This window comes from Streptomyces sp. NPDC001732 (genome assembly GCF_053596315.1).
On sequence record NZ_JBSFFY010000062.1, the window covers coordinates 1 to 24,737 of the forward strand.

Sequence of the window (24,737 nt, forward strand, 5' to 3'; positions counted from 1 at the left end):
TACTTCGGCTGGAAGTGGATGTCCGCGATCACCGGGATCTGCGACTTCCTCGCGATCGTCGCCAGCGCGTCCGCGTCGTCCTGCGTCGGACACGCGACGCGGACGATCTGGCAGCCCGACGCCGTCAGCTCCGCGATCTGCTGCAGCGTCGCCCCGACGTCCGAGGTGCGCGTCGTGGTCATCGACTGCACCGACACCGGCGCGTCCCCGCCCACCGCAACCGACCCGACCTGGATCTTGCGGCTGACCCTCCGGTCGGCGAGCTTGGTCGGAACGGACGGAATTCCGAGAGAAATCGCAGTCATGCGCTGAGCATCCCCAAGGTGTGGATAGAGGTCCCGAGATCGGCGGGCTCCGGCCTTCGAGGTTACGGCACCGGCGGCGGCCCCGAGCACACCCTGCCGGTAGCTGCCGGGGAGAAACCGGGGGAAGCGGACGGCCCGGCACACGCTGTGTGCCGGGCCGTCACCCGTCGTGCACGGAACGGTCGGTGGATCAGGAGATCTTGACCGGATTCACGATGTCGGCCACCAGCACCAGCAGCGTGAAGCAGATGAAGACACCGGCGACGACATAGGCGACCGGCATCAGCTTGGCCACGTCGAAGGGGCCGGGGTCGGGGCGCCGGAAGACCCGGGCGACGTTGCGGCGCAGGGCTTCCCAGAGCGCCCCGGCGATGTGCCCGCCGTCGAGCGGCAGCAGGGGCAGCATGTTGAAGAGGAACAGCGAGAGGTTGAAACCGGCCAGCAGGAACAGCATCATCGCGATCTGGTTCTGCGCCGGTACGTCCAGCGTCATCACCTCGCCGCCGATCCTGGCCGCACCGACCACGCCGACCGGGGAGTCCGCCGCGCGTTCGCCGTCGCCGAAGGCGGCGTCCCACAGGCCCGGGATCTTGGAGGGGAGGGCGATGATCGAGTCGACGCCGTTCTGGACCATGTCCCCCATGCGCACGACCGAGTCGCCGAAGGAGAGCGGGACGATCTCGGTCCGGGCGGCGAAACCGAGGTAGCCGGCGTTCACGTACTCGTTGGCGATCACCTCGCCCCTGGAGTCCTTCTTCGCCACCACGTTCTTCCGGAGCACGGCGTGGAGGGTCTCTTCCTGGCCGTCGCGCAGGACGGTGATGGTGGCGGGGCCGATGGTGTCGCGGATCTTGGCGGAGAGCGCGTCCCAGTCGTCGACCTTCTGGCCGTTGAAGGCGACGATCTTGTCGCCCTCCTGGAGCCCCGCCGCCTTCGCGGGCGAGACGGGGTCGGACTTCTTGCAGGTGTCGCGGTTCGCGCTCTGGGCGATCACGCACTTCTGGACGCCCGCCACCTCGGTGGTCTGGGTCTGGAAGCCGAAGGTCATCGCCACGCCGAGGAAGATCGCGACGGCGAGGACCAGGTTCATGAAGGGTCCGGCGAACATCACGATGACGCGCTTCCACGGCTTGCGCGTGTAGAAGAGGCGCTTCTCGTCACCGGGTTCGAGTTCTTCGAAGGCGGCGGACCTGGCGTCCTCGATCATGCCGCGCCACGGCGACGTGGAGCGTGCCTCCAGGCGTCCGTCCTCGCCCGGCGGGAACATGCCGATCATGCGGATGTAGCCGCCGGCCGGGATGGCCTTGATGCCGTACTCGGTGTCGCCCTTCTTCCGCGACCAGATCGTCGGTCCGAAACCGACCATGTACTGGGGGACGCGGATGCCGAAGAGTTTCGCGGTCGACAGGTGCCCGAGTTCGTGCCACGCGATCGAGAACAGCAGACCGATGACGAAGACGACGATGCCCAGAATCGTCAACAGGACCGTCGTAATGCTCATGCGCGCGCCTCCGCTGTCGCTTTCGCCGAGAGTTCACGGGCCCGGACGCGGGCCCAGGTCTCCGCTTCGAGGACGTCTGCGACCGTGAGCGGAGTTCCCGTGGCGGGGGTGCCGTGTTCGGCCACCACCGCCGTGACCGTATCCATGATTCCGTTGAACGGCAGCCCTCCCGCGAGGAATGCGTCGACGCATTCCTCGTTCGCGGCGTTGAAGACGGCGGGTGCGGTGGAGCCGAGCGTGCCGACGTGCCTGGCCAGTCCCACGGAGGGGAAGGCCTCGTCGTCGAGGGGGAAGAACTCCCAGGTGGACGCCTTCGACCAGTCGAAGGCGGGGGCGGCGTCCGGGATGCGGGCGGGCCAGCCGAGGCCGATGGCGATCGGGCCCCGCATGTCGGGGGGCGTGGCCTGGGCGAGGGTGGAGCCGTCGGTGAACTCCACCATGGAGTGAACGTACGACTGGGGGTGGACGACGACCTCGATCCGGTCGAACGGGATGTCGTAGAGGAGGTGGGCCTCGATGACCTCCAGTCCCTTGTTGACGAGGGTGGCGGAGTTGATCGTGATGACCGGTCCCATGGCCCAGGTCGGGTGGGCGAGGGCCTGTTCGCGGGTGACGCCGGCCAGTTCGTCCCGGGTCCGTCCGCGGAAGGGGCCGCCGGACGCGGTGACGACGAGCTTGCGCACGTCGGCGCGGCTGCCCGCGCCCAGTGCCTGGAAGAGCGCGGCGTGCTCGGAGTCGACCGGGATGATCTGTCCGGGCTTCGCCAGCGCCTTGACCAGCGGGCCGCCGACGATCAGCGACTCCTTGTTGGCCAGGGCGAGGGTGCGGCCGGCTTCCAGCGCGGCGAGGGTGGGGGCGAGCCCGATCGATCCGGTGATGCCGTTGAGCACGGTGTGGCAGTCGCTCGCGGCGAGCTGGGCGGCGGCCTCGGGCCCCGCCAGGATCTCGGGGAGCGGTTCGCCCGGCCCGTACTGCTCGCGCAGTGCCTCGCGGAGGGCCGGTACGGCGTCCGGCGCGGCGACGGCCACGGTGCGCACCCGCAGTTGCCGCGCCTGCTCCGCGAGGAGGGCGACCCGTCCGCCGGCGGCGGAGAGCCCGGTGACGCGGAAGCGGTCGGGGTTGCGCAGCACCAGGTCGATGGCCTGGGTGCCAATGGAACCGGTGGAGCCGAGGATGACGAGATCCCGGCGGCCTTCCGCGGGGTCGAAGACGAGGTGCGGGTCGGCGAGGGGGGCAGGGCTGTCGCTCATGCCCCCCATTCTTGCCGCATCCGCCACGGGCGTGGACAGTGCGTCCCGGGCGCCGGGCCGCCGGGATCCGCAGGACCGTGGCGGCCGGGGCCTCCCTTACCGGGACGCTCGTGGCCATTCGGTCACGGCGCCCGTCGAGGAGGGCTCAGTGGGCGGTGGGTTCGACGGACTCGGCGAACGCCTCGTGGAATCCGGGGAACGTCTTCCGGACGCATCCGGGGTCGTCGAACGTGATGCCCGGCACCCGGAGGCCGGTGACGGCGAACGACATGACGATGCGGTGGTCGCCGTGGGTGGCGATCTCGGTGGGGCGGGGGGTGCCCGGCCGGATCTCGATCCAGTCCGGGCCGGTCTCGGCCGTGATGCCCATCCGCCGGAGGTTCTGGGCGCAGGCCTCCAGCCGGTCGCACTCCTTCACCCGGGTGTTGCCCACGTCCTCGATGCGTACCGGCCCCGAGGCGAAGGGGGCGAGTGCGGCCAGGGTCGGCATGGTGTCGGAGATGTCGCGCATGTTGACGGTGACGCCCGCGAGCTTCCCGTCGGAGCGGACGGTGGTGGACTCCTTCGTGACGCACACCTCGGCGCCCATGCGGCGCAGTACGTCGACGAACCGCAGGTCGCCCTGGAGGGCGTCGGTGCCGAGTCCGGGGACGGTGATCTCCCGGCCGGTGAGGGCCGCGGCGGCGAAGAAGTAGCTCGCGGTGGAGGCGTCGGGTTCGACGGTGTACGTGGTGGCCCGGTATCCGCCGGGCGGCACGGTGAAGACGTCGCCGTCGCGGACGGCCTCGACGCCGAAGTCGCGCATCATCGCGAGGGTGATCTCCACGTACGGGGCGGAGACCAGGTCGGTGACGGTGATCCGCAGCCCGTGCCCGGTCAGCGGGCCGAGCATCAGCAGCGCGGTGAGGTACTGCGAGGACTCCCCCGCGTCCAGGGTGATGTCGCCGCCCCTGATGCCGTGTGCCTCGATCCGCAGCGGGTGGTGTCCCTCGGCCCCGCCGTGGTGCAGGTCGACGCCGAGCGTGCGCAGCGCCTCGGTGAGCGGGGCGAGGGGGCGGCGGCGCATCTGGGCGGAGGCGTCGAAGCGGTAGGTGCCGCGGGCCGCGGCGGCGGCGAGGGTGGGCAGGAAGCGCGCCGTGGTGGCGCCGTCGCGGCAGTGGATGTCGGCGTCGGTGACGGCGGGGCCGTCCGGGCGGCCCTCGACGTGCCAGCGGTCCGCCTCCCGCGTGATCCGGTGGCCGAGGCGGGTGAGCCCTTCGGCGAAGCCCTCGGTGTCGTCCGAGCACAGGGGTCGTACGAGGGTGCTGGTGCCGTTCGCGGCGGCGGCCAGGAAGAGGGCGCGCGCGGTGACGGACTTGGAGCCGGGTAGGTGGATGAGGGTCACGGTTCGTCATCCTGCCGCACCGCGCGCGGCCGTGAGGGGCCCGTCCGGTGCGTGGACGGGCCCCTGCGGTCCGGGGTTCAGCGGATGGTGCGGTGGACGTCGTCCCGGACGCTCGGCCCCGGTGTGGTGTCGGCGATCCAGGGTCCTTCGCCGCTGGGGTCGACGACGCCTTCCTCCAGCCAGGTGTACGCGCCGGACAGGACGCCGTCGACCATGCGCCGGTCCAGGTCGTCGGTGTTGGACCACAGGCGGGTGAAGAGTTCCTCGGTCCGCACGCGGGACTGGTGGCAGAACACGTCGGCCAGCCGGTACGCCTCGCGGCCGTGCTCGCCCGAGGAGCGCAGCAGTTCGGCGCGGACGCACGCGGCGCTCATCGCGAAGAGTTCCGCGCCGATGTCGACGATCCGGCCGAGGAAGCCCTGTTTGGTCTCCATCCGGCCCTGCCAGCGCGACATGGCGTAGAAGGTGGAGCGCGCCAGTTTCCGGGAGGAGCGTTCGACGTAGCGCAGGTGGGCGGACAGGTCCGGGTGGCCGTCCGGATTGAACTCGCTGTACGTGCCCGGGAGTTGGCCGGGGCCGGCGACGAGTCCCGGCAGCCAGCGGGCGTAGAAGCCGGCCGCGTTCGCCCCGGCCCGCGCCTTCGCGGAGAGGGGTTTGTCGGGGTCGATGATGTCCCCGGCGACCTTCAGGTGGGCGTCGACGGCCTCCCGGGCGATCAGCAGGTGCATGATCTCGGTCGAGCCCTCGAAGATCCGGTTGATCCGCAGGTCGCGCAGCAACTGTTCGGCGGGTACGGCCCGTTCGCCGCGGGCGGCGAGGGAGTCGGCGGTCTCGAAGCCGCGTCCTCCCCGGATCTGGACCAGTTCGTCGGCCATCAGACAGCCCATTTCGGAGCCGTACAGCTTGGCGAGGGCCGCTTCGATGCGGATGTCGTTGCGGTCCTCGTCCGCCATCTGGGAGGAGAGGTCCACCACCGCTTCGAGCGCGAAGGTGGTCGCGGCGATGAAGGAGATCTTGGCGCCGACCGCCTCGTGCCGGGCGACCGGTCTGCCCCACTGCTCGCGTTCCGAGGACCACTGGCGGGCGATCTTCAGGCACCACTTTCCGGCGCCGACGCACATGGCGGGCAGGGAGAGCCGTCCGGTGTTGAGCGTGGTGAGGGCGATCCTGAGTCCGGCGCCCTCGGGGCCGATGCGGTTCGCGGCGGGGACCCTGACGCGGTGGAAGCGGGTGACGCCGTTCTCCAGGCCCCGCAGCCCCATGAAGGCGTTGCGGTTCTCGACGGTGATGCCCGGGGAGTCCGCCTCGACGACGAAGGCCGTGATGCCGCCCTTGTGGCCCTCCGACTCCGGTACCCGGGCCATCACGACGAGCAGGTCGGCGACGACGCCGTTGGTCGTCCAGAGCTTCACCCCGTCCAGGACGTAGTGGTCCGGTCCGTCCGGGACGGCCGAGGTGGCGAGCCGGGCCGGGTCGGAGCCGACGTCCGGCTCGGTGAGGAGGAACGCCGAGATGTCGGTACGGGCCAGCCGGGGCAGGAAGGCGTCCTTCTGCTCCTGGCTGCCGAAGAGCTTCAACGGCTGGGGCACGCCGATGGACTGGTGGGCGGAGAGCAGCGCGCCGATCGCCGGGTTCGCGGAGCCGACCAGGGCGAGGGCCTTGTTGTAGTACACCTGGGTCAGGCCGAGCCCGCCGTACTTGGGGTCGATCTTCATCCCGAGCGCGCCGAGTTCCTTGAGGCCGTTGATCACCTCGTCCGGGATGCGGGCCTCGCGCTCGATCAGGGCGCCGTCGATCCGGGTCTCGCAGAATTCGCGCAGCCGGGCGAGGAACGCCTCGCCGCGCCGGACGTCGTCCGGGGGTGGCATCGGGTGCGGGTGGATCAGGTCGAGCCGGAAGCGGCCGAGGAAGAGTTCCTTGGCGAAGCTGGGCTTGTGCCAGTCCTGTTCGCGCGCGGCCTCGGCCACTCGGCGCGCTTCGCGCTCGGTGATGCCGGCCGCGTTCTTCGACGTGGACGATGCGGATGGTGCGGACATGAGGAGCTCACCTCGCCGCTTTGCGGGTGTGTGTGGGGGGGGGGACGGGGCCGGTCCGAGTGGGGTAGCACCCACCGGTACCAACCGGCTCTACTCGTCCGTATGTACCCGAATCCCGGCACGCCCACCATCCCCGGACGCCGATCGGGTCGCCGGCCACTCCACTGACCCGCCTGCGGTGGCGGACGCGGCGGGGAGCCGTCCGGCGGATCGATGGGAGCCATCGAGATATGGAGACCCTACTGACTGGAGTCACACTCCAGTGAATGGTCCGCACCGGTACCGGCGAGGAAGGCGATGTCGTGACGCGGAACGGCCCGAGACTCCGCGAGGCCGTGGATCGCGCACTCGAACTCGGCGAAACAGGCATTGCCGTCGCCGCCTACGCCCACGGCCGGCTCCTGTGCGCGGGTTGGGGCGGGACCGCCGATCCCGCGCATGCGGTCCACGGCCACGAAGGGGCAGGCATCATCGAGGAGGTCGGCTCGGCCGTGACCGGACTCGTGGTCGGCCAGCGGGTCGCCGTGACCTGCCGGCGCCCCTGTATGCGCTGCGCGGCGTGCGCCCGGGGGCTCTACACCGCGTGTGCGACCGGGATGGACGACCCGGCGGCGCCGTTCTCGCGCAACGGCCGCCCCGTCAGGTCGTTCGCCCGCTCGTCGTCGCCGGCCGAGCACGTCGTCATCGACGAGCTGCAGGCACACCCCATCGGCGACGACCTGGACATGGCCGGCGCCGCGCTCGTCGGATGCGCCGTGAGCACCGGCGTCGGCATGGTCCGCAACCTCGCACGGCTGAAGCCGGGACAGTCGGTTGCCGTGTTCGGCATCGGAGGCATCGGCATCAACAGCATCCAGGCCGCGCGTCTGGGCGGGGCCGGCCGGATCGTCGCTGTCGACATCAATCCCGCGAAGGAGGATCTCGCCCGCCGGTTCGGGGCCGACGCGTTCGTGGCGGTCGACCCGAAGGCCGACGCCGCCGAGACGGCGGAGCACCTCCTGAGGGCGATCGGACGTCATGTCGACGTCGTCGTCGAAGCGACCGGTCAGCCCACCATGATCCGTGCGGGACTGTCGATCCTCGAGATCGGCGGGACGCCGGCCCAGGCCGGAATCCCCACCCGTGTCCCGGACGCGTCCTTCGGCATCACCGACCTGATGATGCGGCACTTGTCGATCCGCGGCGCGCTGAACGGGGCGACCAACCCGTTCACCGATCCGCAGGTCCTGGTGCAGGCCGCGCAGCGCGGTGACCTCGAACTGGCGTCGCAGGTGACCCACCGGTTCCCCCTTGAGGAGTACGACGCGGCATTCGAGGCGCTCAAGGGCGGTTCCGCGCTGCGTGTGGTGATCGAGGTCGGCTCGGCCGACTGACCGCAGGTCGGAATGCGGATACGCAGAGACGGCCGGAACCCCCGCACAGTGGGCTCCGGCCGTCTCGTTGTCGCCTGCTGTCGTGCTGTCCAGGCGGATCGCAGGCGACGTCGGTGGACCGGTTCGACGCCGGTCGTGGACTACAGGGCGAGGCCGGTGAGGACCAGCACGCGCTCGTAGGTGTAGTCGTCCATGGCGTAGCGGACGCCCTCGCGGCCGACGCCGGACTGCTTGGCGCCGCCGTACGGCATCTGGTCCGCGCGGTAGGAGGGGACGTCGCCGATGATCACGCCGCCGACCTCCAGGGCGCGGTGGGCGCGGAAGGCGGTCTGCAGGTCGTGTGTGAACACCCCTGCCTGCAGGCCGTACTTGGAGGAGTTGACGGCCTCGAACGCCTCGGCCTCGCCGTTCACCTTCTGCACGGACAGCACCGGTCCGAAGACCTCCTCGCAGGAGAGGGTGACGCCGTCCGGGAGCTCCGCGAGCACGGTGGGGGCGTAGGTGGCGCCGTCCCGCTTGCCGCCGGTGAGCAGCTGGGCGCCGGCCTGCACTGCCTCGTCGACCCAGGACTCGACGCGCTTGGCGGCGTCCTCGCTGACCAGCGGGCCGACCTCGGTGGCGGGGTCCGAGGGGTCGCCGGTGATCTGGGCCTCGACGGCGGCGACGATCTTCGGGAGCAGCCGGTCGTAGACCGCGGCGTCCGCGATGACCCGCTGCACCGAGATGCAGGACTGGCCGCCCTGGTAGTTGGAGAAGGTCGCGATGCGGTTCGCGGCCCAGTCCAGGTCCTCCTCGGAGGCGTAGTCGCCGAGGACGACCGCGGCGGCGTTGCCGCCGAGCTCCAGGGTGCAGTGCTTGCGCGGCACCGACTCCATGATCGAGTAGCCGACCGGGCCGGAGCCGGTGAAGGAGATGACGGGCAGGCGCTCGTCCTGGACCAGGGCGGGCATGCGGTCGTTGGGGACGGTCAGCACGGACCAGGAGCCGGCCGGCAGGTCGGTCTCGGCCAGCAGCTCGCCCAGGACCAGCGAGGAGATCGGGGTGGCCGGGGCGGGCTTCAGGATGATCGGGGCGCCGACGGCGATGGCCGGGGCGACCTTGTGGGCGCTGAGGTTCAGCGGGAAGTTGAACGGCGCGATGCCGAGGACCGTGCCGCGCGGGAAGCGCCGGGTCAGGCCGAGGCGGCCGGTGCCGCCCGCGTCGGTGTCCAGGCGCTGGGCGTCGCCGCCGTTGAAGCGGCGGGCCTCCTCGGCGGCGAACCGGAACACGGAGACGGCACGGCCGACCTCGCCGCGGGCCCACTTGATGGGCTTGCCGTTCTCGGCGGAGATCAGCTGGGCGATCTCCTCGGTGCGCTCCACCAGACGCCGTACGACGTGGTCGAGTGCGGCGGCCCGGACGTGGGCCGGGGTCGCGGCGAACTCCTCGCGCACGGCGTGCGCGGCCGCGACGGCCTCCTCGATCTGGGCGTCGGTCGGCACGCTGACGGTGCCGACGAGACGGCCGTCCCAGGGGTTGGTGACGTCGAAGCTGTCCTCACCGGTGGCCTGGCGGCCGGCGAGCCAGAAGGCGTGGGTGGAAGTCATGGAGGTTCCGGCCCTTCGGAGTCGTGGGGGTGTCCTGCCCCCACCGTAGGGCCGGAGGGCGCGCCTGGCGTTTGTCCGGCGTGGAGCAGTACGCGCCGGGGGCACGCCGCTTTGTCGGATGCGGCGGGGCCGGGCGCGGAACATCCCGCTCCGGCCGGAGCCGTACCGCGCCGGAATCCGGGGCGGTACCGCTCCGGGAATCCGGGAGCGGCACGGGACGGCGCCTCCCCCGGCCGGCACGGGACGGTGCCGCTCCCGGCCGCTCCGGGTCACGACTCCGGGGGCGGCGGGTTGCTCGTGGCCTTCAGGGCCAGCCACAGCTCCATCCGGACGTCCGCGTCGTCCAGCGAGCGGCCCAGGATCTCCTCCACCCGGCGCATCCGGTAGCGCAGGGTGTGCCGGTGCACGCCCAGGTCCACCGCCGCCGCGTCCCACTGGCCGTGGTGGGCGAGCCAGGCGCGCAGCGAGGCCACCAGGTCGCCGCGCCCCTTGGCATCGTGCTCGCGCAGGGCCCGGAGCATCCCGTCGGCGAAGGCCCGTACCGCGTCGTCGGCGAGCAGCGGAAGCACCGAGCCCGCCGCCAGCTCCTCGTGCTCGACCAGCGCCCTGCCCCGGCGGCGGGCCACCGACAGGGCCTGTTCGGCCTGCTTGTACGCGGCGGAGACGGCGATCGGGCCCGCCGGCGCGGAGAGTCCCACGACCACCTGCCCCTCCTCCGCGGCCCCTTCGGCGGAGGTGCGCGCCTCCTGGGCCTCCGCGTACGCGGCGCAGGCCGCGACCGCGGCTCCGCCGTCCGCGGCGAGGACGAGGAGCCGGTCGCCCTCGGGGACGGCCAGCAGGGCCTCGCCGGTCCGGAAGGCCGCCGCCTCCATCGCCTCGCCGAGCGCCGCCGGGCCCGCGGGGGCGGACGCCTCCGCGATGAGCAGCCGGAACGGGGCGTCGAGGAGGTCTCCGTACAGGTCCCCCGCGACCGCCCGCGCGTGGTCGGGCTGGCCGGCGAGCAGCATGCGCAGCACCGCGGCGCCGAGCCGCTGTTCGGCGCCCTGGAGGGAGCGGGAGCGGGCGGTGGTCAGGGTCAGCAGGGCGACGGCGGAGTGCACGGCGTACCGCTCGGCGGTGCCGAGGGCCGCGCCGGTGCCGACGGCCAGCGCTCCCCTGACCCGGCGGCCGGTGCCCAGGGACTGGAGCTCGACCCGGTCCTCGGCGCCGCCGACGACCATGCTGGCCGGGGCCGGGCGGTCCCGCAGGCGTTCCACGTCGGGGGTGAGCCGGGCGGCGCGGCGGGCGGCCCATTCGGGGGCCGCGGCGACGACCTGGCCCGCCGCGTCGTACAGCGCGGCCCAGCCGTCGACGTGCGCGGCGAGCCGGCCGAGGAGTTCGCCGGGGCCCTCGCCCGCGAGCGCGGCCCTCGTCAGTTCCCGCTGGGCCTCGAACCCGGCCGTCACGGCCCGGTACTGATCGGCGGCGATCGCCGAGGACACGGCCTTGGCGATGGCGATGAACGGGGTGCGGCGGGGCACTTCGAGCAGCGGGAACCCGGCTTCCCCCGCGGCATCGATCAGGGCGCGGGGCACCTCGTCGTAGTTGACGCCGACGGCGAAACCCAGGCCGACGACTCCGGCCCCGGCCAGCCGCCGTACGTACCGCCGCATCGCCTCGGGGTTCTCGGCGTCGAGGTTGGTGGCGGTGACGAGCAGGAACTCGCCGCCCTCCATGTACGGGACGGGGTCGGCCAGCTCGCTGGCGTGCGCCCAGCGGACGGGCGCGTCGAGCCGGTCCGCGCCCGCGCGCACCGTGAGTCTGAGCGCGGAGTGCTGGACGAGCGAGGCGAGGGTGAGGGGCATGGGGAGTGCGAGACCTCGGGGAGTCGGGTTTTCGCCGTCCCGTATGAACGACTCCCGTCAATTCTGCCAGAGCGGCAGGGTCCGGCATGACCATGTCCGCCAGACCCCGCGCCCCCGGCGGCCCCGCGCTCCCGCCGCCCGGCCCTTCAGCCGTTCAGGTCCACCAGCAGGGGCGGTGCGTGCTCGTTGTCGACCGTCGTCAGGGAGAGGACCGCGTGCCCGGCGGGCAGCTCGTAGGCCAGCGCGGAGGCGGACCACCGTTCGCGTTCCACCTGTCGCACGGTGACGGCGTCGACGGTGACCGCCTTGCCGGTGGCGAGCTTGCGCAGGGCGTGCATCGCGCGGGTGAGCGGCTGGTCGGCGAAGACCCCGTGCTGGGCCACCTCGCGGACGGAAACCCATTCCTTGCCCCAGGTCTCCGCGAAACGCTTGCCGTCCCAGGTGGTGACGCCCGAGAAGATCATCCCGCACCCCACCGCACCCAGCAGGGCCGCGTGCAGCCCCTCGGGAACGTCGTCGATGGTGCGCAGAACCAGTACCGCACCGGCGTTCACCGACCTGAGCCGCCTGAGCCCCTGAACGGTCTCGGCGGTGACCGTGTGGGTCGCGTCGTCCAGCACCAGGCAGGAGAAGATCGAGCGGTCGTTACGGGCGGCGGCGATCGCGTTGAACTGCGCGAGGATGAGCCGGGCGAGCACCCTGGACGCCCCCGCGTGGGCACGTTCCGGAAGGTCGATCCTGGCCCTGAGCGGGTGCTGTCCGAGGGAGCGGAGGGTGAAGGGGCGGGCCTCCTCACCCGTGGCGAAGAACCCGGCGAACGCGGGCCGGTCGAGGAGGGCAACACGATCGGCCAGTACCGGGGCGGGGTCTCCCGAGCCGCCCGCCTGCCGGGTCCGGGCATCCAGTTCCCGGAGCATGGCCGAGTGGCCACCGGCTTCCAGGGAACGACGCAGCTCCCCGAGGGCGGACTCGTCACCGGCCAGCAGTTCCCGCAGCACCGGCACCCCGGGGAAGCATCCGTGGACGGCCCGGTACGGGCCGAGCAGCTGGGCCAGGACCAGGGCCGCGCGCCGACCGTCCAGGCCGGGGACGTCTCCGGCCAGTCCTTCCGCGAGGGTGGCTGCGGCCTCATCGGGGTCGGTCGCCCCGCCGTACAGGTCGAAGTCGTGGGCGGACGAGGGATCTCCGATCTTCACGATGACGTCGTACGCGTCGTCATGACCGAGCGGAGTCCCTGCGGCGCCGACCGCGAGCACCGCAGCCTGGCCCGTCAGGGCCTGAAGGGCCAGGCTCTCCACGACCGGGCGCACCAGTTTCGCCGTCTTGCCCGCGCCGGGCGGCCCGACCGCCAGCAGGGACGTGCCCAGAACGGCGGGGTCCAGGGCCACGCCCGACCCCCTGCGCGCATACGGGTTGCGCTCGTCGTCCGAGCAGCCGCCGATGCGGACCTGGCCGACCAGCAGGTCGTGGCGTGCGCCGCGGAGCGGGAGGTCCCGGTGTCCCGAGGGGTGCAGGAAGGCGTCCGCCCCCCGGCGCACGACCGCCCCGTCGAAGGATTCCGGCCCCTCGTGACGAGTCCGGGTCCGTGCCCAGGCGTGGTTCACACGAGCGCAGTCCACGTCGTTCATGCGCCCGGCCCGCACGGCCGAGGTGAGCACCTCCGCCGCCTCGACGAGACCCGCGGCGCGCAGCTCCGGCCAGTGCGCCGCGTCCGCCCCGGTCGCGGACACCGGAGTCCGCGCCTCCTCCAAGGGCCCGGTGGCGCGACGTTCTCGCAGGTCACGCAGTGCGGCGCGCCAGCGCCCGGCCCGAGCGATCGGCCACACCGGCACCACGACGGCCACCGCGTAGGACCCGTAGGCGGCCAGAGCCGCCAGATATTTGTCCCCGCTCAGCAGCCAGCCCTCCGACATGTACAGGAGGACCTTCAGCAGCGGCACCTTGTTGCTCCACACCAGCCACAGCGCGAGCAGGGCGCCGAAGCCCGAGAGGATCAGCCGGGCACGGTCCGGCCGGGGCCCCGCCCAGTACCGAAAAAGCCCGGCCCAGTTCCCGAGACGGGCGGTCCACAGTCCCGCGAGCAGCACCAGCACCTGGCTGTAGAGCGTGCGGACGTCGTACGCGGCGGGCGGGGCGTAGTACCGCAGGCCGTCGAGTGCCCACCACTCCGCCGGTGTGATCGCCCGCAGGGGCACATCCATGTAGGGGAGGCTGAAGTCCGCCAGCAGGAACCAGAACAGCAGCCAGAGCATCAGGGCGGTCGACGGGCCGAGCAGGGAGGGACGCGGCGGCTTCTCATCGGGGCGTGGAACGTGTCCGTACCGCCAGACGCCCGGCGCGGCAGCGGGCCGGGGGGTGTTCAGCCACTCGGCGGTCGACGGCCCGGTCCCGGGGCTGTGGGCGGGCACCGGGGGGGCCTCGGGCAGCGGCCCGGTGCGGGGAGGGCCGGCGGGCATCGGCGGGGCAGTGGGCGGCGCGGCCGGGCGCGGCACCGGACCGCGGGGCATGCCGAAGTGATCGTTCCCCCGCTCCGTACCGCTCGTGCCACGCACCCCGTGCGCCTCGTCGCTCGTCATGAACCGTTGCCCCCCTGACCGGCCGGGTCCGTCCTGTGCTCCGGTCAATCTAGTGCGCACGCACGGTGAGTTCAGCAAGGCTCCCCCGATCGCGGCCCCCGCCCCGGCACCCCCGCTATGTCCGTGGCGGACAACGGCGCGCGGCCACCACTCCCGAACGGAACATGCCGGACCCCGGGCCTCGCCCCTAGCCTGCTGGGGAAGCGTCCGAAACATCCCCCCAGGAGCCCCCCATGACCGAAATTCCGCAGGAGCGACGCGTCGTCACCGCCATTCCCGGCCCGAAGTCGGTGGAGCTGCAGGCCCGCCGTCTGAACACGGTGGCGGCGGGCGTGGGCTCCACCCTGCCTGTGTTCACCGCCCGCGCCGGTGGCGGAATCATCGAGGACGTGGACGGCAACCGGCTGATCGACCTCGGCTCCGGCATCGCCGTGACCTCGGTCGGCGCCTCCGCCGAGGCCGTCGTGCGCCGCGCGTCCGCGCAGCTCGCCGACTTCACCCACACCTGTTTCATGGTCACGCCGTACGAGGGCTACGTCGAGGTCTGCGAGCAGCTCGCCGAGCTGACCCCGGGCGACCACCCCAAGAAGTCCGCGCTGTTCAACTCGGGCGCCGAGGCCGTCGAGAACGCGGTGAAGATCGCCCGCATCCACACCAAGCGCACCGCGGTCGTCGTCTTCGACCACGGCTACCACGGCCGCACCAACCTCACGATGGCGCTGACCGCCAAGAACATGCCGTACAAGCAGGGCTTCGGCCCGTTCGCGCCCGAGGTCTACCGGGTGCCGGTGGCGTACGGCTACCGCTGGCCGACCGGTGCCGAGAACGCCGGTGCCGAGGCGTCCGCCCAGGCCATCGACCAGATCAACAAGCAGATCGGCGCGGAGAACGTCGCCGCGATCATCATCGAGCCGGTGCTCGGCGAGGGCGGCTTCATCGAGCCGGCCAAGGGCTTCCTCCCGGCGATCGCCCAGTTCGCCAAGGACAACGGCATCGTCTTCGTCGCCGACGAGATCCAGTCCGGCTTCTGCCGCACCGGCCAGTGGTTCGCCTGCGAGGACGAGGGCATCGTCCCGGACCTGATCACCACCGCCAAGGGCATCGCGGGCGGTCTGCCGCTCTCCGCCGTGACCGGCCGCGCCGAGATCATGGACTCCGCCCACGCCGGTGGCCTCGGCGGCACCTACGGCGGCAACCCGGTCGCCTGCGCGGGTGCCCTCGGTGCCATCGAGACGATGCGCGAGCTGGACCTGAACGGGAAGGCCAAGCGCATCGAGGAGGTCATGAAGGGCCGCCTCGCCGAGATGCAGTCGAAGCTCGACAACGGCGACATCATCGGTGACATCCGCGGCCGCGGCGCGATGATCGCGATCGAGCTGGTGAAGTCCGGCACGAAGGACCCGCACCCGGAGGCCGCCGCGAAGCTCGCCAAGGCGTGCCACGCCCAGGGCGTGCTGGTCCTCACCTGCGGCACGTACGGCAACGTCCTGCGCTTCCTGCCGCCGCTGGTGATCGGCGAGGACCTGCTGAACGAGGCGCTCGACGTCATCGAGCAGGCTTTCGCCGGGATCTGACCTGTGCGAACCCCCGGCGGCGGAGGACCGCTTTCCCGCCGGGGATGCAGGCGTCGCGTGTGGGCCTGTGAAGAAGGTGTGCGGGGCCGATGGCGGGATACGTTTCCGGCTGTCGGTCCCCCACCGGCTGCCGTACGGTTTGCGCAGATGAGAGAAACACCTCGCCCACAGGGGACTGCGGGCGATGCCGGACCGGAGCTTCCCCGGCGCCGTTCCGGCCGTGCCCTCGGGCACGCCACTGGAGCCCTCGGCTCCGGAACTCCTCACCGATCGGACGGCCGCCCGCCCCAGACCCCCCGGGGCGCGCGGCGAACCGATCCGACCGGCCGCCCCGGAACCACCCCCCCTGTTCCCGGGCGGCCGGCCCTTCTCGTTCTCCTGGCACCGCTCCTGCCGGTGCTGTTCGCCCTCACCACCTGGCAGGTCGCGGCCGACGGTCCGCTGCGCGGTCTCGACGAGCGGGCCGGGCGGGCGCTCGTGGGGCACGGTCCCCTCCGGCTGACGGAATTCCTCGCCGATCTCGGCAACATGCAGGTCGCGCTCCCGGTGCTGGGTCTCGCGATCGTCCGGTCCCTGGGGCGCGGTGAGCGCCGCGCGCCGTTGTGCGCGGCGCTGGCCATGGCGGCGGTGCCGCTCCTCGTCGTGCCGCTGAAGGACTGGGTCGCCCGTCCGGGGCCGCTGACGGAGGCCACCGGCTACTACCCGTCCGGGCACGCGGCGACGGCCGTGGTGGCGTACGGGGCCGCGGCGCTGCTGCTGGCGCCCGGCGTGCGGCGGGCGTGGTCGTGGATGATGCCCGTCGCCGCTGCCTTGCTGGCCACGGCGACGGGCATCGGTCTGGTGCTGCGCGGCTACCACTGGCCGCTGGACGTGCTGGGCAGCTGGTGGTTGTGCGGGGCGCTGCTGGTCTGCCTCCGGCTCGGTTGCCGAAGCGGGCGTCCCCGGGTGCCGAAGTAGGCGTCCTCGGCCGCCGGAGCGGGCGTCCCGGGGACCGGAGCGGGTGTCCCGGGGGCCGGAGCGGGTGTCAGTTGCCGAAGTAGGCGTCGAAGTTCTTCGAGAACTCCCCGTTGTTGAAGCGGTCCCAGTTGATCGACCACGACATCAGCCCGCGCAGCTGGGGCCAGGTGCCGTGGGTGGTGTACGAGCCGCAGTCGGTCTTCTTCGTCAGGCAGTTCAGCGCCTTGGTGACCTCGGCGGGCGAGGTGTGGCCGTTGCCCGCCTGGGTGGAGGCCGGCAGGCCGATGGCGACCTGGTCGGGGCGCAGCGCGGGGAAGACCTTGGTCTGGTCACCGGCCACCGGGAATCCGGTGAGCAGCATGTCGGTCATGGCGATGTGGAAGTCCGCGCCGCCCATCGAGTGGTACTGGTTGTCCAGGCCCATGATGGAGCCCGAGTTGTAGTCCTGGACGTGCAGCAGGGTCAGGTCGTCGCGCAGGGCGTGGATGACCGGGAGGTAGGCGCCGGCCCGGGGGTCCTGGCCGCCCCAGGGGCCCGAACCGTAGTACTGGTGGCCGAGCTGCACGAAGAAGGTCTCGGGCGCCATGGTGAGGACGAACTTCTCGCCGTACTTGGCCTTGAGGGTCTTCACCGCGGAGATCAGGTTGACGACGACCGGGGTGGTGGGGTTCCGGAAGTCCGTGTCGCCGGTGTTCAGCGAGAGCGAGTGGCCCTCGAAGTCGATGTCGAGGCCGTCCAGGCCGTACTCGTCGATGATCCTGCTGACGGAGGAGACGAAGGTGTCCCGGGCGGCGGTGGTGGTGAGCTGCACCTGGCCGTTCTGGCCCCCGATGGAGATCAGGACCTTCTTGCCCGCGGCCTGCTTGGCCTTGATGGCGGCCTTGAACTCGGCGAGGGACTCGACGTTCGGGCACTCGGTGACCGGGCAGAGCGAGAAGCGGATGTCGCCGGAGGTGACCGAGGTGGGCTCGCCGAAGGCCAGGTCGATGACGTCCCAGGAGTCGGGCACGTCCGCCATCCGTGTGTAGCCGGAGCCGTTGGCGAAGCTGGCATGCAGATAGCCGACGAGCGCGTGGGCGGGCAGCTTGCCGCTGTCCCCGCCTCCGCCGCCCGCCGCGGTGGTGGTGGCCTGGACGGCGGCGGACTTGGCGGACTCGCCCGCGGAGTTGGTCGCGGTGACCTGGAAGCTGTACGCGGTCGACGCGGTCAGCCCGGTGACCGTGGCGGAGGTTCCGGTGACCGAGAGGACCTTGGTGCCGCCCCGGTAGACGTGGTAGCCGGTGGCTCCGGTGGAGCCGGTCCAGGAGAGGTCGACCGAGGAGGCGGTGGCCGTGCCGGCCTTCAGCCCGGTGGGGGCGGCGGGCAGTTCGGCGGGGGCTCCGCCGGGTCCGACGAGGGTGAGGTCGTCGGCGTAGTAGGCGGGCGTGCCGTACCAGCCGTGGGTGTAGACGGTCACCGAGGTGGTGGACGGTCCGGTCCTGAAGGTGGTGGTGAGCTGCTTCCAGTCGGCCGCCGACTGCGTCCAGGTGGACACGTCGGTGGTGCCGGTACCGGACGCGCCGAGGTGGACGTAGCCGCCCTGCACCCAGGAGCTGAGCGTGTACGTGGAGTCCGGCTCGACCGTCACGGTCTGGGAGCACTTGGCGTTGTCGCCGCCGGCCGGTGTCGCCTTCAGTGCCGAAGTGCCGCTGTGGACGGGGGAGTTGACGGTGACTCCGCTGCCACCCGTACAACTCCAGCCGTCCAGGCCGGACTCGAAGCCGCCGTTGCGCGCCAGATCGACGTCGGCAGCGGCGGCAGAGGGGGCGAGGGCGGTCAGGCCGCCTGCGGCGAGCAGCGCCGCCGAGAAGGCGGCCACAAGTCCGGTAAATCGGGCGGGGGGTACCGTGCGTTCCACAACGGCCTCCGTGCATGGGGGAATCGAGTGCGGCGGGCACAACATGGTCCAGACCAATCAGGTTGTCAAGACCTCTGGCAGCACCCCGTCGTACCCGCCGCCGACATGTCCCGTTTCCCGCCCCCTCCTCCCCCGTCGGCCCCGTCAGCTCCCTCCGTTCCCTCCGCTCCCTCCGATGCCTTCGCTCTCGGCCCGCGCGGCCGCCGCCTCGTGCATCGCGAGTTCCAGGAGTGCCGCGTCGGTGACGATTCCCGTGCCGTCCGGAGGGATCAGCCAGCGCACCCCGCCCACCACGGCCGTCCGCCCGGGGTACGGCACGACGATCCAGGTTCCGTGTCCCGCTCCCCGTACGCCGGTGCCGACCCAGCAGGCGGCGGTGCCCGGCGCCACGAAGAAACCGATGCGTGCCTCGCCGAAGTCGCTGAGGACGGGACCGGGCCTGTCGATGAGCCGGGTGAGTACGCCGAGGGTGGGATAGCCCAGCTCCCCGGGAAGAATCAGCACGTCCCAGCGCCTGCCGGCGGGAAGGAGTGCGATCCCCCGCGGATCGCACTCCCACTCCCGCCGGCAGGCTTCGGGATCCGGTGCCACCGATACGAGCCACTCGACTGCTGCTTCGGCCCCCGCGCCAGTCATGACCGGCCTCCGTTCCATGTGCTGCGCGCCGGCCGTGGATGGCCGGCGCGTCCACACGGGAGACAGGGGTCGCCCCGATCCATTACGCGGGTTCGGACGATCAGTTGAGACGGACCGGGCCGGTCACCCCGAGGAGTGACCGGCCCGGCGTCCCGGCGGCTCCGGCGCCGCCCCGCGCAGTCTCAGCTGTCGAAGCCGAGCCCGAGCCGGTCCATCGTCCGCAGCCAGAGGTTGCGGTGCCCGCCGTTGCGGTCGGCCCTGGCCAGGGACCGCTTGGTGAGCTCGATCCCGGTCCAGGCGAAGGGCTCCGGCGGGAACGGCATCGGCTTGCTGCGGACCATCTCCAGCTCGGTCCGTTCGGTCCGCTCGCCCGCCAGCAGGTCGAGCATCACCTCGGCCCCGAACCGGGTGGCGCCGACGCCGAGCCCGGTGTACCCGGCGGCGTAGGCGACCCGGCCGCGGTGGGCCGTGCCGAAGAACGCGGAGAAGCGGGAACAGGTGTCGATCGCCCCGCCCCAGGCGTGGCTGAAGCGGACGCCCGCCAACTGCGGGAAGCAGTCGAAGAACTGGCCCGCGAGCTTGAGGAAGGTCTCCGGGCGCTGGTCGAGGTCGGCGTTCAGCCGGCCGCCGTACGGGTAGATCGCGTCGTAGCCGCCCCACAGGATCCGGTTGTCGGCCGACAGCCGGAAGTAGTGGAACTGGTTGGCGCTGTCGCCCAGCCCCTGCCGGTTCTTCCAGCCGATGGAGGCCAGTTGGTCCGCGGTGAGGGGCTCGGTCATCAGCGCGTAGTCGTAGACCGGCACCGTGTACGGGCGCACCCGCCTGACCAGCGACGGGAAGATGTTCGTACCGAGTGCCACCCGGTGCGCGAAGATCCTTCCGTAGGGCGTGCGGACGGCCGTTCCGGCGGTGGTCCTGGCCAGTTCGAGGCCCCGGGTGTGCTCGTGGATCCGCACCCCCAGACCGAGGCAGGCACGCTTCAGGCCCCAGGCCAGTTTGGCGGGGTGCAGCATGGCGACGCCCCGCCGGTCCCAGAGCCCGCCCAGGAAGGTCGGCGAGTCGACCTCGGCGCGCAGCGCGTCCCGGTCCAGGAACTCCGTCCCGGTGAAGCCGAGCTTCTCGGTCTCCCGGTGCCACTCCTGGAGCTCTTCGAGCTGGTGGGGCTCGGTGGCGACGTCGATCTCGCCGGTGCGCTCGAATTCGCAGTCGATGGAGTAGCGGGCGACGGCGGCCTCGATGGCGTCGAGATTGCGCTCGCCGAGCTCCTCCAGCTTCTTGATCTCGTCCGGCCAGCGGTCCAGTCCGTTGGGCAGGCCGTGGGTGAGGGAGGCGGCGCAGAATCCGCCGTTGCGGCCCGAGGCGGCCCAGCCCACCTCGTGCCCCTCGATCAGTACGACGTCCCGTTCCGGGTCGCGCTCCTTGGCGAGCAGCGCGGTCCACAGTCCGCTGTAGCCGCCGCCGATGACGAGCAGGTCGCAGTGCTCGTCACCGGTGAGGGCCGGCAGGGCGGCGGGCTTTTCGGGGTCGTCCAGCCAGAACGACACCGGCTGTGCGTCGGAGAGTGATTGTGCAGCGGTACGCATGGCAGCTGGGGCCATGGTTTCCAACTCCTTCAGTGCTTTCTATCGTGTGTTTTTCCTGCGCCGGTTCGCGATCAGCTGGCCGACGACGACCACCGCCACGGCGATGACGAACATCGCCGTTCCGATGACGTTGATCTGTACGGGCGTGCCCCTTTGTGCCGATCCCCAGACGAACATGGGGAAGGTCACGGTGGAGCCCGCGTTGAAGTTGGTGATGATGAAGTCGTCGAAGGAGAGCGCGAAGGCGAGCAGCGCTCCCGCGGCGATTCCGGGGGCGGCGATCGGCAGCGTCACCCGCAGGAAGGTCTGCACGGGTCCGGCGTACAGGTCGCGGGCGGCCTCCTCCAGCCGCGGGTCCATGGACATCACGCGTGCCTTGACGGCCGTCACCACGAAGCTCAGGCAGAACATGATGTGCGCGATGAGGATCGTCCAGAAGCCCAGCTGTGCGCCCATGTTGAGGAAGAGGGTGAGCAGCGAGGCGGCCATGACGACCTCGGGCATCGCCATCGGCAGGAAGATCAGCGAGTTGATCGCGCCGCGCGCCCGGAAGCGGTAGCGGACCAGCGCGAAGGAGATCATCGTGCCGAGCACGGTCGCGCCGATGGTGGCCCACAGGGCGATCTGGAGGGACAGCGAGAGCGAGCCGCACATGTCGGCGACGCCGCAGGGGTCCTTCCAGGCGTCCAGGGAGAAGTGCTGCCAGGCGTAGTTGAAGCGCCCCTTCGGCTTGTTGAACGAGAACACCATGACGACGATGTTCGGCAGGATCATGTACGCGAGGGTCAGCAGACCCACGAGGACGACCAGGTTGCGGCGAATCCAGCGCAGTACGGGCATCAGACCAGGTCCTCCGTCCCGGAGCGGCGGATGTAGACGGTGACCATGAGCAGGACGACCGCCATGAGGATGAAGGAGAGCGCGGCCGCCGTCGGGTAGTCCAGGACGCGCAGGAACTGGGTCTGGATGACGCTGCCGACCATCTTGGTGTCCGTGGAGCCCAGCAGTTCGGCGTTGACGTAGTCACCGCTGGCCGGGATGAAGGTGAGCAGCGTTCCGGAGACGACGCCCGGCATGGAGAGCGGGAAGGTCACCTTGCGGAAGGTGGTGGCGGGGGTGGCGTACAGGTCGCCGGCCGCCTCGTGCAGTCTGCCGTCGATCCGCTCCAGCGAGGTGTAGAGCGGCAGGATCATGAACGGCAGGAAGTTGTACGTGAGGCCGCAGACCACCGCGAGCGGGGTGGCCAGCACCCGGTTGGACTCGGTCCAGCCGAGCCAGCTGGTGACGTCCAGGACGTGCAGGGTGTTGAGCACGCCGACGACCGTGCCGCCGTCCGCGAGGATCGTCTTCCAGGCGAGGGTGCGGATCAGGAAGCTGGTGAAGAACGGCGCGATGACCAGGACCAGGACGACGTTGCGCCAGCGGCCGGCCTTGAACGCGATGAGGTAGGCGAGCGGGTAGCCGAGCAGCAGGCACAGGATCGTGGCGGTGCCCGCGTACAGCAGGGACCGGACGAACTGCGGGTAGTAGTCCTGCAGCGCGTCCCAGTACGTCGCGAAGTGCCAGGTGACCTCGAAGCCCTTCTCCAGGGAGCCGGTCTGTACGGAGGTCGAGGCCTGGTAGACGAGCGGCAGCGCGAAGAAGACGAGCAGCCACAGGATGCCGGGGAGCAGCAGCCAGTAGGGGACGAGGCGCTTGCGGGTGGACGCCTTGCGCGGCTTCGGTTCGGTGGTGGGCGCGACGGGTGGCGCCTCGGTGACGGTCACGCCGCGTCCTCCACCGTCTCCACACCGGCGTCGATGTCCTGGGCGGCGTCCAGGCCGAAGGTGTGCGCCGGATTCCAGTGCAGGACGACCTCGGTGCCGGGAGTGAGTCCCGCGCGCCGGTCGATGTTCTGCTCGTACACCTGGAGTTCCTTGCCGGCGGGGCTCTCCACCACGTACTGCGTGGACACCCCGATGAAGCTGGAGTCGACGATCCGGCCGGGGACCCGGTTGCGGCCCTCGGCGACCGTGTCCGCGTCGTCGGCGTGCGCGAGGGAGATCTTCTCGGGGCGCACGCCGAGCAGCAGCTTGCCGCCTTCGGTGGCGAGGGCCGTGCACCGGTCGGCGGGCAGCCGCAGCTTTCCGCCTCCCGCCGTCACGACGATGTCGGTGCCCGTGGAGACGACCTCGGCCTCGATGAGGTTGGAGGTGCCGAGGAAGTTGGCGACGAAGGTCGTCCGCGGGTTCTCGTACAGGTCGGCGGGGGCGCCGAGCTGCTCGACCCGGCCCGCGTTCATCACCGCGACGGTGTCGGCCATGGTCATGGCCTCCTCCTGGTCGTGGGTGACGTGGATGAAGGTGATGCCGACCTCGGTCTGGATGCGTTTGAGCTCCAGCTGCATCTGGCGGCGGAGTTTGAGGTCGAGGGCGCCGAGCGGTTCGTCGAGCAGGAGCACCTGCGGGTGGTTGATCAGGGCGCGGGCGACGGCTACGCGCTGCTGCTGGCCGCCGGAGAGCTGGTGCGGCTTGCGCTTGGCGAAGTCGCCGAGCTGGACGAGGTCCAGCATCTCGTCGACCTGCTTCTTCACCGACTTGATGCCGCGCCGGCGCAGGCCGAAGGCGATGTTCTCGGCGATGTCGAGGTGCGGGAAGAGCGCGTAGCTCTGGAAGACCGTGTTGACGGGCCGCTTGTAGGGGGGCAGGTCGGTGATGTCCCGGTCGCCGAGCGACACGGTGCCGGTGCTGGCCTCCTCCAGGCCCGCGATCATCCTCAGGGTGGTGGTCTTGCCGCAGCCGGACGCGCCGAGCAGGGCGAAGAAGGTGCCCTGCGGGACGGTCAGGTCGAGGGGTTCCACGGCGGTGAAGGAGCCGTACGTCTTGCTGATCCCGGTGAGGCGGACGTCGCCGCCGGTCTGCTGCTGTGTCATGGATCGCGGTCCCGGTGGTGTCGGAGGGAGATCGGTGAGAAAGGGGCGCGGGGTCAGGCGCCGATGAGCTTGGCGAACTTCTCTTCGTACGCCGTCTCTTCCTCGGTGGTCAGGGAGCGGAAGGCATGCGACCGGGACGCCATCTCCTTGTCCGGGAGGATCAGGACGTTGTCGGCCATCGCCCGATCGATCTTCGCCAGCTCCTCGCGGACCCCGTCGACCGGGCAGACGAAGTTGATGTAGGCGGCGAGCTGTGCGGCGACCGCCGGCTCGTAGTAGTAGTCGATGAGCTTCTCGGCGTTGGTCTTGTGCCGGGCCTCCACCGGGACCAGCAGGTTGTCGCTGGATATGACGTACCCCGCGGCCGGGATCGCGTACTTGATGTCCGGGTTCCCGGCCTGGAGCTGGATGATGTCGCCGGCCCACGCGACGCAGGCGGCGATGTCGCCCTTGTCGAGGTCCGCGGTGTAGTCGTTGCCGGTGAAGCGACGGATCTGGTTCTTGTCGACGCCCTTCTGGAGCCGGCCGATCGCGGCGTCGTAGTCCGCGTCGGTGAAGGTGCCGGGGTCCTTGCCCATGTCGAGCAGGGTCATGCCGACGGTGTCGCGCATCTCGGAGAGGAAGGAGACCCGGCCCTTGAGCTTCGGATCGTCGAGGAGTTGCGTGACCGAGTCGACCTTGCGCCCGCCGGTCGCCCTGGAGTTGTAGGCGATGACGGTGGGGATGCCGGTCCAGGGGTACGAGTGGGCGCGGCCCGGGTCCCAGTCCGGGGTGCGGAACTGGGACGAGAGGTTGGCGAAGGCGTGCGGCAGGTTGACCGGGTCGAGCTTCTGGGCCCAGCCGAGCCGGATGATGCGGGCGGCCAGCCAGTCGGTGACGCAGATGATGTCGCGCCCGGTGTCCTGACCGGCCGCGAGCTGCGGTTTTATCTTGCCGAAGAACTCGACGTTGTCGTTGATGTCCTCGGTGTACTTGACCCTGATGCCGGTGCGCTTCGTGAACGCCTCCAGGGTGGGCCGGTGCTTGCCGTCCTCGGTGACGTCCATGTACTCGGTCCAGTTGGAGAAGTTGACCTGCTTCTCCCGGGCCGAGTGGTCGTCGGACGCCGCGGCGCCGCCCTCCGAGCGCTTCGCCGGCGGGATGCCGCAGGCGCTCAGTGTGCCCAGCCCGCCGATCGCCAGCGCCCCCATGCCGGAGGCGCGGATCAGCGATCGGCGGGTCAGGGCGCCCCGGCCGCCGGTCAGACTGCGCCGCATCGCGGCGATCTGGGCCGCGGAGAGGCGCTCGGGCTCGTACTGCTCCATGCCGTTGCCCTTTCGGGTGT

At 71.3% G+C, this 24,737-nt stretch carries 18 protein-coding genes; 3 read left to right on the plus strand and 15 right to left on the minus strand.

Annotated elements, in window-relative coordinates:
- The 5 genes from ACWCXX_RS33615 to ACWCXX_RS33635 all read right to left on the minus strand — a co-directional run.
- Nucleotides 1-305, minus strand: a 305-nt coding sequence (locus tag ACWCXX_RS33615; RefSeq protein WP_451133935.1) for a flavodoxin-dependent (E)-4-hydroxy-3-methylbut-2-enyl-diphosphate synthase, incomplete at its 3' end; no start/stop codon positions are given.
- 190 nt (nt 306-495) lie between these two features.
- The gene (locus ACWCXX_RS33620; RefSeq protein WP_451133937.1) at nt 496-1,806 is read right to left on the minus strand and encodes a M50 family metallopeptidase; all 1,311 of its coding nucleotides are present in this window, start codon (nt 1,804-1,806) and stop codon (nt 496-498) included.
- Nucleotides 1,803-3,065, minus strand: a complete 1,263-nt coding sequence (gene dxr / locus ACWCXX_RS33625; protein WP_451133939.1) for a 1-deoxy-D-xylulose-5-phosphate reductoisomerase — start codon at nt 3,063-3,065, stop codon at nt 1,803-1,805. The genes ACWCXX_RS33620 and dxr overlap by 4 nt, the downstream gene beginning before the upstream one ends.
- A 136-nt stretch (nt 3,066-3,201) precedes the next feature.
- Nucleotides 3,202-4,440: a 3-phosphoshikimate 1-carboxyvinyltransferase gene (aroA, locus tag ACWCXX_RS33630; RefSeq protein ID WP_451133941.1), complete on the minus strand. Its 1,239-nt coding sequence runs from the start codon at nt 4,438-4,440 to the stop codon at nt 3,202-3,204.
- Nucleotides 4,441-4,517: 77 nt separating this feature from the next.
- The gene (locus ACWCXX_RS33635) at nt 4,518-6,476 is read right to left on the minus strand and encodes an acyl-CoA dehydrogenase family protein (protein ID WP_451133943.1); all 1,959 of its coding nucleotides are present in this window, start codon (nt 6,474-6,476) and stop codon (nt 4,518-4,520) included.
- A 266-nt stretch (nt 6,477-6,742) separates the two neighbouring features.
- Between ACWCXX_RS33635 and ACWCXX_RS33640 the strand changes: the two genes are divergently transcribed.
- Nucleotides 6,743-7,849, plus strand: coding sequence for a zinc-binding dehydrogenase (locus ACWCXX_RS33640; RefSeq protein WP_451133945.1), 1,107 nt, complete (start codon nt 6,743-6,745; stop codon nt 7,847-7,849).
- Between the two features lie 140 nt (nt 7,850-7,989).
- Here the strand turns inward: ACWCXX_RS33640 and ACWCXX_RS33645 are convergent, their stop codons facing one another.
- From ACWCXX_RS33645 to ACWCXX_RS33655, 3 genes are all read right to left on the minus strand, one after another.
- Nucleotides 7,990-9,435, minus strand: a complete 1,446-nt coding sequence (locus ACWCXX_RS33645) for an aldehyde dehydrogenase family protein (RefSeq protein ID WP_451133947.1) — start codon at nt 9,433-9,435, stop codon at nt 7,990-7,992.
- A 269-nt stretch (nt 9,436-9,704) separates the two neighbouring features.
- Nucleotides 9,705-11,279, minus strand: a complete 1,575-nt coding sequence (locus ACWCXX_RS33650) for a PucR family transcriptional regulator (protein WP_451133949.1) — start codon at nt 11,277-11,279, stop codon at nt 9,705-9,707.
- A gap of 146 nt (nt 11,280-11,425) precedes the next feature.
- Entirely contained in the window at nt 11,426-13,855 is a 2,430-nt protein-coding gene (locus ACWCXX_RS33655) for an ATP/GTP-binding protein (RefSeq protein WP_451133951.1), read from the minus strand.
- Between the two features lie 233 nt (nt 13,856-14,088).
- Between ACWCXX_RS33655 and gabT the strand changes: the two genes are divergently transcribed.
- Nucleotides 14,089-15,429 carry a 4-aminobutyrate--2-oxoglutarate transaminase gene (gene gabT / locus ACWCXX_RS33660; RefSeq protein ID WP_451133953.1) on the plus strand — a complete coding sequence of 447 codons (1,341 nt, stop codon included), beginning with the start codon at nt 14,089-14,091 and terminating at the stop codon, nt 15,427-15,429.
- A 147-nt stretch (nt 15,430-15,576) separates the two neighbouring features.
- Nucleotides 15,577-16,386 (plus strand): phosphatase PAP2 family protein, encoded by an 810-nt coding sequence (locus ACWCXX_RS33665; RefSeq protein ID WP_451133955.1) that lies wholly within the window; start codon nt 15,577-15,579, stop codon nt 16,384-16,386.
- 67 nt (nt 16,387-16,453) lie between these two features.
- Here the strand turns inward: ACWCXX_RS33665 and ACWCXX_RS33670 are convergent, their stop codons facing one another.
- The 7 genes from ACWCXX_RS33670 to ACWCXX_RS33700 all read right to left on the minus strand — a co-directional run bounded on the left by ACWCXX_RS33670 (nt 16,454) and on the right by ACWCXX_RS33700 (nt 24,717).
- A complete protein-coding gene (locus ACWCXX_RS33670) occupies nt 16,454-18,283 on the minus strand; it encodes a chitinase (protein ID WP_451133957.1) in 1,830 nt (609 codons plus the stop codon).
- A 144-nt stretch (nt 18,284-18,427) separates the two neighbouring features.
- A complete protein-coding gene (locus tag ACWCXX_RS33675) occupies nt 18,428-18,919 on the minus strand; it encodes a hypothetical protein (protein ID WP_451133959.1) in 492 nt (163 codons plus the stop codon).
- Nucleotides 18,920-19,101: 182 nt separating this feature from the next.
- Complete coding sequence (locus ACWCXX_RS33680) at nt 19,102-20,517, minus strand: NAD(P)/FAD-dependent oxidoreductase (RefSeq protein WP_451133961.1); 1,416 nt, start codon at nt 20,515-20,517, stop codon at nt 19,102-19,104.
- Between the two features lie 24 nt (nt 20,518-20,541).
- Nucleotides 20,542-21,342, minus strand: a complete 801-nt coding sequence (locus ACWCXX_RS33685; protein WP_451133963.1) for an ABC transporter permease — start codon at nt 21,340-21,342, stop codon at nt 20,542-20,544.
- A complete protein-coding gene (locus tag ACWCXX_RS33690; protein WP_451133965.1) occupies nt 21,342-22,268 on the minus strand; it encodes an ABC transporter permease in 927 nt (308 codons plus the stop codon). The genes ACWCXX_RS33685 and ACWCXX_RS33690 overlap by 1 nt, the downstream gene beginning before the upstream one ends.
- Complete coding sequence (locus ACWCXX_RS33695) at nt 22,265-23,413, minus strand: ABC transporter ATP-binding protein (protein ID WP_451133967.1); 1,149 nt, start codon at nt 23,411-23,413, stop codon at nt 22,265-22,267. Before ACWCXX_RS33695 ends, ACWCXX_RS33690 begins: the two co-directional genes overlap by 4 nt.
- 53 nt (nt 23,414-23,466) lie before the next feature.
- Nucleotides 23,467-24,717 carry a polyamine ABC transporter substrate-binding protein gene (locus ACWCXX_RS33700; RefSeq protein ID WP_451133969.1) on the minus strand — a complete coding sequence of 417 codons (1,251 nt, stop codon included), beginning with the start codon at nt 24,715-24,717 and terminating at the stop codon, nt 23,467-23,469.
- Nucleotides 24,718-24,737 lie beyond the last annotated feature (20 nt).

Excerpts from the sequence above, each read along its gene's own strand:
- ACWCXX_RS33620 (WP_451133937.1), bottom strand. The coding sequence starts at position 1,806 with ATGAGCATTACGACGGTCCTGTTGACGATTCTGGGCATCGTCGTCTTC.
- ACWCXX_RS33655 (WP_451133951.1), bottom strand. The coding sequence starts at position 13,855 with ATGACGAGCGACGAGGCGCACGGGGTGCGTGGCACGAGCGGTACGGAG.
- ACWCXX_RS33640 (WP_451133945.1), top strand. The coding sequence starts at position 6,743 with ATGGTCCGCACCGGTACCGGCGAGGAAGGCGATGTCGTGACGCGGAAC.
- ACWCXX_RS33665 (WP_451133955.1), top strand. The coding sequence starts at position 15,577 with ATGAGAGAAACACCTCGCCCACAGGGGACTGCGGGCGATGCCGGACCG.
- ACWCXX_RS33675 (WP_451133959.1), bottom strand. The coding sequence starts at position 18,919 with ATGACTGGCGCGGGGGCCGAAGCAGCAGTCGAGTGGCTCGTATCGGTG.
- ACWCXX_RS33680 (WP_451133961.1), bottom strand. The coding sequence starts at position 20,517 with ATGGCCCCAGCTGCCATGCGTACCGCTGCACAATCACTCTCCGACGCA.
- ACWCXX_RS33685 (WP_451133963.1), bottom strand. The coding sequence starts at position 21,342 with ATGCCCGTACTGCGCTGGATTCGCCGCAACCTGGTCGTCCTCGTGGGT.
- ACWCXX_RS33645 (WP_451133947.1), bottom strand. The coding sequence starts at position 9,435 with ATGACTTCCACCCACGCCTTCTGGCTCGCCGGCCGCCAGGCCACCGGT.
- ACWCXX_RS33650 (WP_451133949.1), bottom strand. The coding sequence starts at position 11,279 with ATGCCCCTCACCCTCGCCTCGCTCGTCCAGCACTCCGCGCTCAGACTC.
- ACWCXX_RS33635 (WP_451133943.1), bottom strand. The coding sequence starts at position 6,476 with ATGTCCGCACCATCCGCATCGTCCACGTCGAAGAACGCGGCCGGCATC.
- dxr (WP_451133939.1), bottom strand. The coding sequence starts at position 3,065 with ATGGGGGGCATGAGCGACAGCCCTGCCCCCCTCGCCGACCCGCACCTC.
- ACWCXX_RS33695 (WP_451133967.1), bottom strand. The coding sequence starts at position 23,413 with ATGACACAGCAGCAGACCGGCGGCGACGTCCGCCTCACCGGGATCAGC.
- ACWCXX_RS33700 (WP_451133969.1), bottom strand. The coding sequence starts at position 24,717 with ATGGAGCAGTACGAGCCCGAGCGCCTCTCCGCGGCCCAGATCGCCGCG.
- gabT (WP_451133953.1), top strand. The coding sequence starts at position 14,089 with ATGACCGAAATTCCGCAGGAGCGACGCGTCGTCACCGCCATTCCCGGC.